Annotated in this window: 9 protein-coding genes; 1 reads left to right on the top strand and 8 read right to left on the bottom strand. The window is 65.7% G+C overall.

The window, feature by feature from the left end:
* The first annotated feature begins 29 nt into the window (after positions 1-29).
* Positions 30-1148 (top strand): amidohydrolase family protein, encoded by a 1119-nt coding sequence (locus ACFO0A_RS12260; protein WP_379539293.1) that lies wholly within the window; start codon positions 30-32, stop codon positions 1146-1148.
* Here ACFO0A_RS12260 and ACFO0A_RS12265 read toward each other — a convergent pair.
* The 8 genes from ACFO0A_RS12265 to ACFO0A_RS12300 form a co-directional block, all read right to left on the bottom strand.
* Positions 1145-2473 (bottom strand): MFS transporter, encoded by a 1329-nt coding sequence (locus ACFO0A_RS12265; RefSeq protein WP_379539294.1) that lies wholly within the window; start codon positions 2471-2473, stop codon positions 1145-1147. The genes ACFO0A_RS12260 and ACFO0A_RS12265 overlap by 4 nt on opposite strands.
* Before the next feature lie 8 nt (positions 2474-2481).
* Positions 2482-5013 carry a TonB-dependent receptor gene (locus ACFO0A_RS12270; RefSeq protein ID WP_379539295.1) on the bottom strand — a complete coding sequence of 844 codons (2532 nt, stop codon included), beginning with the start codon at positions 5011-5013 and terminating at the stop codon, positions 2482-2484.
* 148 nt (positions 5014-5161) lie between these two features.
* Positions 5162-6166, bottom strand: coding sequence for a DUF2889 domain-containing protein (locus ACFO0A_RS12275; RefSeq protein WP_379539296.1), 1005 nt, complete (start codon positions 6164-6166; stop codon positions 5162-5164).
* Positions 6167-6176: 10 nt separating this feature from the next.
* Positions 6177-6968, bottom strand: a complete 792-nt coding sequence (locus tag ACFO0A_RS12280) for an SDR family oxidoreductase (protein WP_379539297.1) — start codon at positions 6966-6968, stop codon at positions 6177-6179.
* Complete coding sequence (locus ACFO0A_RS12285) at positions 6965-7816, bottom strand: SDR family NAD(P)-dependent oxidoreductase (protein WP_379539298.1); 852 nt, start codon at positions 7814-7816, stop codon at positions 6965-6967. The genes ACFO0A_RS12280 and ACFO0A_RS12285 overlap by 4 nt, the downstream gene beginning before the upstream one ends.
* On the bottom strand, positions 7813-9303 hold the full coding sequence (locus ACFO0A_RS12290) for a class I adenylate-forming enzyme family protein (protein ID WP_379539299.1): 1491 nt from the start codon (positions 9301-9303) through the stop codon (positions 7813-7815). The genes ACFO0A_RS12285 and ACFO0A_RS12290 overlap by 4 nt, the downstream gene beginning before the upstream one ends.
* 35 nt (positions 9304-9338) lie before the next feature.
* Entirely contained in the window at positions 9339-10103 is a 765-nt protein-coding gene (locus ACFO0A_RS12295; RefSeq protein WP_379539300.1) for an SDR family NAD(P)-dependent oxidoreductase, read from the bottom strand.
* Positions 10104-10195: 92 nt separating this feature from the next.
* A complete protein-coding gene (locus ACFO0A_RS12300) occupies positions 10196-10978 on the bottom strand; it encodes a FadR/GntR family transcriptional regulator (protein WP_379539301.1) in 783 nt (260 codons plus the stop codon).
* Positions 10979-11145: the final 167 nt, after the last annotated feature.

An 11145-nucleotide genomic window follows, 5' to 3' on the forward strand; every position in this document is an offset into this window, starting at 1 on the left:
AAATCACGATTCGATGCAGGAGAATTGCCGTGAAGCCCTTTGTGTTCAGCGCCGACAGCCACGTGATGGAACCCAAGGAGATCTTTCTCGATGGCCTGCCTGCAAGTCTGAAGGATCATGCGATCCACGCCCGCAAGGAGGGCGACTATCTGGTCACCGGAACGAAGGACAAGGTGATCTACCGCCTGCGCGTTGGCGCCCACAGCGAGAAGGCGCTGGGCGATCCGGAGCGCAAGGGCATTCGTGAAATCCCGGGCCGCCTCGAGGACATGGAACTCGAGGGCATCGACGCCGAAATCTGTTTTCCCAGCCTCGGCCTGTGGCTCTACGCGCTCGACAATCCGGAAGCCGAAGCCGCCTCGGCCCGCCTCTACAACGACTGGAACGACGAGTTCCTGGGCTCCAATCCCAACCGGTTCGTGCGCTGCGGGATGCTGCCGGTGCTCGATTTCTCCAACACGCTCGAGGAACTGCGTTATCTCGGTTCGAAGGGCTTTACCGCGGCGATGCTGCCGGCCGTCAGCCCTCCGGGCCTGCCGCGCTACAACGATCCGAAGTGGGACCCGATCTTTGCCCTCGCCGGCGAACTCGGCATCGTTTTCGTCCTGCACACGGGCACGGGTCTGGAAAGCGTGGTGGTGGAGCGCGGACCCGGCGCGGCGATCATCAACTACACCAACCAGATGAACGACGCGGTCAGCTCATGCATGTACCTCGTCGCCGGCGGCGTGCTGGACCGCAATCCCAAGGCCAAGGTCGCCTTCATCGAGAGCGGCGCAAGCTGGCTCGTCGCACTGGCCGAACGGATGGATGAGGTGCACGACGCGCACGAAAATTTCGTCCATCCCAAGCTGTCGCGGATGCCCAGCAAGATCATCGACGACCAGGTATGGGCGAGTTTCCAGCATGATCGCGCCTGCATCGCATCGGCGCACCTGCCCGGCGGGCGCAACGTGATGTGGGGTTCGGATTACCCCCACGCCGAAGGCACGTTCCCCAGCTCGCGTCCGATCACCGAAGCGCTGTTCGAGGGGATGAGCGTCCCAGTCGATACGAAGCGAGCGATCCTGGGGCTGAACGGGGCCAACCTGTTCCGCATCGCGCCCAAGGTGTTCACCAGCGAACGCCCGGGAATGGAACTCGCCTAAACGGCAACTGGCAGCGGGCGCGCGGTAATCGCCGCGCGCACCGCTGCCACCGCCCCCAAGAGCAGGCTGAACACAACCGTCATCATCGCGTAGCGCAGCGATTGCGCCCCGTGCGCCGCCGCATAGTAATCGCTGAGCGCGCCCACCAGAAACGTCCCGATCCCGATCCCGCACAGCGAAATCACCATGTTGATCGTCGCGCCCAGCACCGCGCGCGTGGCGACAGGGACCTGGGCAAAGGCAATCGCCATCATCGGCGCCAGATGAAGCGTGATGAAGATGTGAAAGGCGAAGAAACAGGCCAGTGATTGCTTGGCGTCGGGGAGCCACGCCATCGCCAGTCCCAACGGAAAGGCGATCAGGAGCCCGCTGCTCGCGAGCCACCCGTGAAACCGCAGGTTGTCCTTGCCGAAGCGGTCGGCAAGCCATCCGGCCAGCAGGTTGCCGATCACCAGGCCGCCGGTAATGGGCCAGAACAGCGCGTTTCCGGCCTCGTGCACGGTCATCCCGTGGACCTGCTGATAGAACGAGCCCGCCCAGATCAGGAACGGAAAACCAGCCATCGATACCGCGATGATGGTCAGCGCAACCCAGCGCAGCGACGGGTTCGCGGCGATGATGCCGAGCGTCTCGCGCAAGGGAACTTGCGGCGGCGGCGCGATTGCACGGCCGTCCTTGCGGCGCGGTTCGGGGATCAGGACGAATACCGCCAGTGCCACCAGCAGGCCGGGCAGGCCCACGATCACCATTGCTTCGCGCCAGTCGTAGAACTGCGAAAGCCAGCCGCCGATCTTTCCGCCCAGTCCCAGCCCGACCGCGCTTGCCGCCAGCATCGTCGAAAGCACCAGCGTGCGGCGGTGCGCGGGAAACAGGTGGAGCAGAAGCGATTGCGATGCCGGTCCCGCACCGCCCTCCCCGGCGGCAAGGCCGATCCGGGCGAGCGCCATCTGCAAACCGCTGTTCGCAAGGCTGCACGCCGCGGTGGCAAGGCTCCATACCGCCACGCAGGTCGCGATGATCAGGCGCCGGTCGCCCCGGTCTGCGAGGCGCGCGATCGGGAAGGCGGCAAGGATGTAGAAGATCGAGAATGTCAGCCCGGCGAGCAGGCCCATCGCCTTGTCGTTAAGCCCCAGGTCCTCTTTGATCTTCTCCATGAAGATCCCGAAAACTTGCCGGTCGATGTAGCTCAGCGCGCAGACGACGAGGATCAGGGTGAGCGTAAGGTAGGCCCGCGCCGGCGACGTCGCTGTGGCTGTCGAAACGCCCGACGCACGAAGGGGGAGAGCCGTCTCCGGCTCTCCCCCCGCAATGATAGTATCGGTCAAGGCAGTCGTCAGAACTTGACCGTGCCGGTGACCCCGTAGGTCCGCGGCTCCTGGCGGATGCCGGTGATGTAGCCGACCGGCGCCACCAGCAGGTTGGTGACGAACTTGCGCTCGTTGGTCAGGTTGCGCCCGAACACGGCAAGTTCGAAGTTGCCGTATTCCACCGCGGCCCGCGCCCCCAGCAAGCCCAGCGCCTTGGCGGTGGTCTTGTCCTGGATCAGCGCGTTCTGCGGATTGGGCGCCCAGTTGTATTCCGAGAGCGCCGTATCGGAACGCCATGAGTAGTCGGCGTGAAGGCTGAGCTTCGCGTCGCTCATCAGCTCGGTCGAATAATCCGCCGCGACGCCGAACTGGCGCTTGGGCACGCCGACGAAACGTTCGAACGAGCGGTCGCCGGAAAGGTCCGCGAACTTCACGTACTTGGGATCGGTCAGCGCGCCGCTGGCGCTTACCGTCAGGCCCGGAAACACGACTGCGGCCAGCTCGGCCTCGACGCCGCGAATGCGCGCCTTGCCCGCGTTGCCCAGGATCGTCGCAGTGCCCGGGAGCGTCGATGGCGGGATCGGCGCAGTGGCGATCAGCGTCGAGCGCTGGATGTCGTTGATATCCGAGGTGTAGGCCGCTGCGTTGAAGCGGACCCGGCGATTGAAGAATTCGCTCTTGAGGCCAACTTCATAGGAATAGGCGGTTTCCGGCTTGAACGGCAGGAACGCCACCGTGCTTGGCGCGCGAAGGTTCTGGCCGCCCGAGCGGAAGCCCTTCGAGGCCTTGGCATAGACCATCACGTCGTCGGTAACCTTGTAATCCACGCCCGCAGTCCACGACCAGCCGCTGAAGCTGTCACGGCGGCGGAATGCGCACTGGGCGGGACCGACGGTCTCGGTCGCCACGACAAACGTGCCGGGAATGATCGAGCAGATGGTCGTCTTGCTGGCGCGGAGGTAGTTGTTGTTGCGCGTCTCCAGGCCCTTGTCGTCGACCGAATAGCGCAGGCCACCGGTGAACGTCAGCGCGGGGGTGATGTGGTACGATGCCTGGGTATAGACGCCCATGCTATCGTTGTTGATCAGCCCGTAGAAGTGCGACGTCGCGCCATTGATCTCCGGTGCGACGACCGAGATCGACTGGTCGTGGCCGCTCTCATGGAACGCGAACAGGCCCGCGGCGAAATCGATCGCGCCGTTGAATGCCTTGCCCGTGGTCTGAAGTTCGGCCGACTGCTGCTTGAGCTTCTGCTGCCCTTCGGTGAAGTGAACCGAGTAAGACGAACCTTCAAGGTCGAGGCCCGCCGAGGTGCGCACCTGGCGCGCGCTGGTGATCAGCTTGGCTTCACCCCATGGCACTTCGAGAGCGGCGGTGAGCCCATAGGTGTAGGTCCGCGCCGTTGCGTAGGGACGCTCGTTGTTGGACGTCGTCTTAGGATTTGCGGCAAGCGTGGCCGCCTGAGCGTTGAGAATGCTATTGCCCAGGGCAATTGCGGCGCCAGCCTTTTGCCCCTGCACCGCAGGCGCGTCCGTGGGGAGCGGCGGCGGGCTGCCGTTCAGGAGGCCGACGTACAGGCCGGCGGTGCCTGACGTGTTGTAGGTCGTATTCGCGGCCGTGAACGGATTGGTCACGAACCGGAGCTGGCGGGCCGGCACGGTCTCGTCGGAGTCGAACACTTCGCCCGAGAAAAGCAGGCTCAGATTGTCGGTCGCCTGCACGAGCAGCTTGCCCCGCGCGTTCCAGCGGTCGCGGTTGTCGAAGCGCTTGCCGTTCTGGTTGGTCGTGAACGGGCCGCGATTGACAACCGTGTTGCCGGTAAGCGCGGTATTCGCCGTCGCCGGGATCACGTTGCGAGTGTAGCCATCGCGGGTCAGGCGGGTGGCGGCGAGGCGCAGCGCGACGCGGTCCGTCACGACCGGCAGGTTGACGACGCCAGTCGTCTCGAACTCGTTGAACCGGCCGTAGGTCACCGAGAAGCGACCGCCGAAATCGTTGAGATCGGGATCGTTGGTGTTGATCAGCAGCGCGCCGCCGGTCGTGTTGCGGCCGAACAGCGTGCCTTGCGGACCCTTGAGCACCTGAACCGACTTGATATCGAGAAGCGAGCCGTTGAGGCCGTAGGCGCGCGCCCAGTAAACCCCGTCGACATACGTGCCGACCGAGGGATCGAGCGTGGCCAGAATATCGGTCTGGACCTGGCCGCGCAGCGTGATCGTCAGCGCGGTTGGTGTCGAAGAGCCCTGGCGGGTCGACATGCCGGGCGTGAAAGCGGCGAGATTCTCGACCTTTTGAGCGTTCTGATTGACCAGGTCGTCACCGGTAAAGGCGGTCACCGCGACAGGAACGTCCTGCTGGTTTTCCGCCACCTTGCGCGCATTGACGATGATTTCCTGAAGACCGGTCGAATCCGCCGGAGCGGTCGTCGTCTGTTCCGGTTCGGCGCCTGTGGACTGGGCGAGCGCGGGAGTGGCCGAAGCCATGCCCAACGCGATGACCGAGCAGCCGGCAAGCGTTCGCGCAGACAGCGTGCGCAGCGTTAGCTTTTGAATTTCCATAGCCCTCTCCCAAGAGTACCCCGTTACTCCGAGGTTCCGTGCCAGTTGTATAACTAGGTCACCTAGGCATTACAACCGGGATTCTCCCATGAGAGCATGTTTCGCGCGGTTCGCGCCGCCATCGCGGCAATAGTGTTGCGCAAAAGGCTCAGTCGGGCAGGTGTCGTGCAAGAAGCGGCACTTCCGCCATCGAGCGAAGCACGTCGTTGAGGTGCGTGCAGCCCAGCGTGCCGGGTAAGGTTTCAAGCACCTGCGTTCGCAATTCCGCCAGCGGAGCGTCGAGTATCCGGCTGGCCAGCGCAGCCGCGCCAGGGCATTCGCGGAAGGGCAGGATGCGGGGATCGATCTTCAGATCCTCGAGGCGCCCTTCGCGCGCCCGGGCGGTCACGTGATATTCGTGGATCGCGATCCGGTCGCCTCCGTCGGGCGAAGTCCCGCTGTCCTGAAAGCCGACGTCAATCGCAATCGCATCGCCGTCGCGCCAAAGGTCGATCCGCCGCGCGCGGCGCATCCCGACGCCGGGCTGCTCGCCGAGGCGGTGCCAGCCCTCGGCATCCAGCGGGTTCACCAGCGAGGGAACCCGCGTGCTGCTCTGTTCCCGCATTTCCGGATTCCGGTGGCTGTCGAGCGCGGACGACCCCGGCGCAAAGCCCGTGCAGACGCCCTCCATCGATGACGACGTGCGCCTCGCCCCCGATTCCGACGCACGTTCGCGCCACCTGTCGTCCCATAGCGACCAGACCCACCCGGCGACGAGACTTGCGCCCGCAAAGTCGTCGAGGATGAGGTACAGCGGCGCTCCCGCCTCGCGCTCGGCCGCCATGATCCGCATCAGCGCCGCGCGGCTTTCGCCCCCCGCCCTTATCCCGACGAGCTCCTGCGCCTTTGGCCGTGCAGGAACCGTCTCGAGCGAAAGTATCTCGCGCCGCGGCGATGCCACGATGACGTAGCGGTCCTCGGCCAGGACGACCGGCTCCCCGCCACCGGCAGGCGTCAGGACGTCGCGCGCATGACCTTCCATGCGCATCGCCTGGCCGAACCCTTCGGGCCAGGACGTGTCGATCGTGGAGGTGCGGCGGACCGAGCCCGGCCGGCGAACCGGCGCCGGCCCGTAGGCGCTCCGCGCGAGCGGGAATTGCGGCGGGGCGTTCAATGTCCGGCCCTCAACGCGGCGGCATGCGGATGGCGCCATCCAGCCGAATGTTCTGCCCGTTGAAATAGCTGTTGCGGACAAGCTCCAGCACGAGGCTGCCGAACTCCTCGGGCTTGCCAAGGCGCTTGGGGAACGGGACGGAGGCGGCCAGCCCTTCGAAGATCGCGGGCGCCCGATCCTTCACCGAGAGCATCGGCGGCGTGGCGAAGATGCCGGGCATGATCGAATTCACCCTGATGCCCAGATCCATGAGGTCGCGGGCCAGCGGCAGGACGAGGCCGTTCACGCCTGCCTTGCAGCTGCCGTAGCCGACCTGGCCGATTTGTGCGTCCTGCGCGGCTGCCGAGGCGGTCAGGGTGATCACTCCGCGCTCGCCATCGTCCAGCGGCTCCAGCCCGGCCATACCGAGCGCGGACAGCGAAGCGACGCGGTAGCTGGCGACGAGGATGCCGCGCGCGGAAAATTCGTAATCTTCGGTCGAATAACGCTTGAAACCGCCCGTCTCGCGGTCGCGCGCAAGGGTCTTCCCCCCCTTCGAAACCTGGGCGCAGTGGACCGTCACGCGCTCCTGCCCATGAGCGGCGCGCGCTGCGGCAAAGCCCGCGACCACGCTGTCCTCGCTGGTGACGTCCACCTTGCAGAACACGCCGCCAATGGCCTTGGCGATCTCCTCGCCCGCTGCCTCGTTGAGGTCGAAGATCGCCACTTTCATGCCGGCGGCGGCCAGTGCTTCGGCGCTGGCCCGGCCAAGGCCGGATGCGCCCCCGGTGACGACGGCCGCGGTGTTGCTGTCGGTTTTCACGTCTGTTGTTCCTTCTCGATCGATGACTGTCGCGGCTCGCGCTGCATGGCGAGGCGCTCCTGCAAAAGCTGGCTGCGGCTGCTTCCTCCGGAACCGAGCGTCGCCCCGCCATCCATCTTGAGGCTGGTCCCGGTGATGTACGAGGCGCCTGGCGATGCCATGAAGAGGCATGCGTGCGCGATGTCGGCAGGCGTTCCGGCGCGCCCCACGGGGACGGTCGAACCGTAGAGATCGAGGCCCTCGTCTCCCAGGATGTCGCGGGCGCGGTCGCTTGCCACAAGCCCGGGAACGATCGCGTTCACGGTGATGTTCTCGGCCGCAAGGTCGAGTGCGGCTCCGCGCACGAAGGCATCGAGCGCGGCCTTGGCCATGCCGTAGGCGGTCATGTTGGGAACGGTCGTGAAGGTTCCGTTGACCGATCCGATCGCGATGAAGCGCCCGCCCTGGGCGGACCGCGACAGGTACCTGCGCGCGGAGTCGAGCAGCCACCACGCCGCTTTCGCGGAGCTGGCAATGCCGGCTTCCATCGCCTCGTCGCTTACCGCGCCAAGGCCACCGTGCGGGATCTCCGCGGCGCAGTGGATCACCACATCTACTCCGCCAAACATCGCCGCAGCATGCTCAACCAGCGCAGTGCATGCCGCGTGGTCCTTCACGTCGAGCTGGAACACTTCCGCCGTCCCGCCGCTTGCGCAAATTCCGGCGCGGACAGCCTCCGCATGGCTGGCGGTGCGGGCACCGAGCAGCACGTTCGCGCCTGCCGCGGCGAAGGCTTCGGCAATGCCCCGCCCGATGCCGCGACCCGCGCCAGTAACGACGACGGTCCTGCCTGCGAAACTTTCGCTCATGCTTCATCTCCGAACAGCGCGCGCAGGCCCGGCGCCGAGGGCTTCATCGACGGAGTGCGAGGAAAGTCCGGCACGACGCGCAAATGCACCGGGACCTGGTAGGGCAGCAGACGTTGCTTGAGGAAGGCAAGCAGATCCTCCGGTGACGTAGGCGCAGCGCCGTCCTTGAGGATGACGACGGCTGCCGGCACCTGCCCCAACCGCTCGTCCGGAAGGCCCAGCGCGGCCGCCTCGCGCACGGCGGGGTGAGCCTGCAGCGCGCTGACGATATCGTCGGGATGGATCTTGAAGCCACCGCGGATGATAGCGTTGTCGGCGCGGCCGAGGATGAACAGGAAGCCTTCTTCGTCGATCCGCGCCCGATCGGTCGTGCGCAGCCACTTCATGCCGTTTCCAAGCTGGGCTCCGCGAATTTCGAGCACGCCCTCGCCTTGCGGTCCTGTAAGGACGCCAGTCTCGGGATCGACGACCCGCGCGTCGACGTCGGCATGGATGCGGCCCGCCGCGCCGCGCTTGTCGGCCCAGTGGGCGCGGAAGTCGTCGATCGACCACCCGGCGATCGCCCCGGCGAACTCGGTCGCGCCGTAATTGGTGAGGATCGGCACGCCGTACCTTGCGTGAAACCGGTCGATCGTCTCGGGATCGAGCGGCGCCGTCCCACTGATCATCGCGGTGAGGCTGGAAAGCGCCTCGGGAGGGACATTGGCCTCCAGGATCATGCGGATCGCGGCGGGAACGGCGGAGGCGACCTTGGGCCGATTGCGGCGGATCGCATCGACCCAGGCGTCTACGGTGAACCGTTCGAGCAAAGCGATCTTGCGGCCAGCCATCAGGGCGCCGATGCAGCCGTATATTCCGCCGATATGGGTCAGCGGATTCACAATCATCGTTACGCCGGACCGAAGCTGGGGCTGGTCCGCGTAATCGCGACCGCGCTCGTAGCGGGTGAAGCCGGCGAAGCTTGCATCGAACGCCGCGCGGGTCAGCGGGACGCGCTTGGGCCTGCCGGTCGTACCGCTGGTCAGCATTTCGATCGCCACGCCGGGCGCCATCGACGGCGGGACGCCGGCTCCGCGCGATACCAGGCGGGCACCTTCCAGATGCGCCCCGAACGCGATCACGGCCGATCCCGCCTGCGCCAGTCCATCCGCCATGCCGGGCCGTGAAAGATCGTCATGGTCGAGCACGACCACGGGCAGGTGCAGCCCCACACAATCGGCAACAAGCGCCGTGTCGGGCAGCGCGGGATTGAGCGTGACGAGGCAGCGATCGCTCGCCAGGACCGCCAGCGCCGCAGCGACATGGCCCGGCTTGTTGCGCAGCATCACGCCGACCCGCGCGTCTGCCGGCAGGTCAAGCGTCGCCAGGGCCGCGATAACCTCTTCAACCGTGCGGGCGATCTGGCCCCAGGTATAGTCCTGCCCGCCAAAATCGATCTCGGCCCGAGCGGGGTCGATCGCCATGATCGCCCGAAGCTTGTCGGTCATTAACGAGCCGTGCCCGGCGGCTTGCGCCTCGAGGCTCACAGCGACAGCCCGCCGCTTGCCTCGATCACCTGGCCCGTCACCCAACCGGCATCCTTGCCCAGCAGCATGGTGACCGCGCCGGCTATGTCCTCTGGATGGCCGAGCCGTCCCATCGGAGTATGGCGCGCGGTCGCCTCGTCCCAGCCCGGCCTGGCTCGAAGACTGCTGATGAAGTCGGTCTCCACCGCTCCCGGCGCGATCAGGTTGCAGGTGATCCCGCGCTTCGCCACCGCCAGCGCGGTGGAAAAGGTCAGGCTCTGCAGTGCCCGCTTGCCCATCGCATAGCCGGCCGCAAAGGTTTGGCCGACCTTGCCGGACATCGAGCCGATGTTGACGATCCGCCCCCCGTCGCGAAGGCGGCCGAGCGCGACCTGGGTCACGAAATGCGGCCCCTTCACGTTGACCGCCATCTGCCGGTCAAAGTGCTGCTCGGTCTCGTTGGCCAAGCTCGCGTCAATGCCCCCGCTGCCGATGCCGGCATTGTTGATGAGGATATCGAGGTTGGGAGCGGGGCCGAAATGTTCGTCACAGGCTTCGAACATCGCCGCGATCTCGAGCAGCGAGGAGACGTCCGCACGCACCGAAAAGGCGCGCCCGCCAGCCTTGGCGACCTCCTCAACCAGAGCATCGGCCGCATCGGCCCGCGCAGCATAATTGACGGCTACGTGGACGCCTTCGGCCGCGAGCCGCCGGACGATGGCCGCACCGATTCCGCGCGCGCCGCCAGTGACGAGTGCCGTCTTGCCTGAAAGTTCTCCCATGCCGGCACTGTGCCAACATAGTTCACCTGGTGCAATAGGTGAACGCGCCAACCCGAATCAGCGACGCGAGCCCCTCGGAGACTCCGAACGGCTTATCGTCCCAGCGAGTCGACCAGCCTGCTGCCCTCGCCGTCGCGCGCCCAGGTTTCGTTCGCGTTGTGAAGATGAAGCCGCCAGTGCGCGACCGCACCTTCGACGTCGCCGGCCTCGATCAAGTTCACCACCTTCTCGTAGGATTTCAGACCGGCCTGCAAGCGCTTTGCATGCGTCTCGCGATCGGTGGGATGGCGCCGGTTGTAGTCCGCCTGGTGGCGGGCAACCAAGTTGAGAAGAAGCTGGTTCAGGAAGGTGACCGTCTTGGTCCCGCTTACCTGGACGAGCGTGGCATGAAAGTCGGTCACGCCTTCGAGGAAATCCTCGTAACGGCCGGTGGCGAGAAGGACGCGCAGCCGCTCCACCTCTTCCCGAAGGCGGGCCACGGCCTTCTTGTTGGGCTTCGTGGCCAGCCACCGAACGACGGTGGGCTCGATCGCAAGGCGCGCCTGGTAGAGATCCGAAATGGTCGTGCCGATCGATTGCAGCACGTAACCCGCATAGCGCGAAACCAACTCGGTCGATGGCTGGTGCACGCGCGCGCCGGTTCGCGAACCGCGCACGACGCTGATCAGGCTTTCCGCCTCGAGGATGCGGAAGGCCTCGCGCAATGTCGGGCGCGAGATGCCGAGCGTGGTCATCAACTGGCCTTCGGGCGGAAGGAAGTCTCCCTCCTTCAGCTCGCCCCGGACTATCATGCCGCGAAAATGGTCCGCCACGACTTCGGAATTCTTGGGCACCCGGATGCGGCCCATCAGGCCGCCATAATCGCTTTCTGCCACGCTCGATGCCTTGGATGTCGGGGGAAGTTTGAGATTTGAACCGGCCATTAGCACCCCCCGGCAAGATACGGCAAGAAACTGCCGCAATTTCGCCAGCTAGTTCACTAGGTTTGACAGGTTCTGTCAATCGCTGCACATGCGCAAGCTGCCGATTGCCGGGAGAGCAG

The sequence above is a fragment of the Novosphingobium tardum genome, from assembly GCF_042652045.1.
Taxonomy (GTDB): Bacteria; Pseudomonadota; Alphaproteobacteria; order Sphingomonadales; family Sphingomonadaceae; genus Novosphingobium; species Novosphingobium tardum.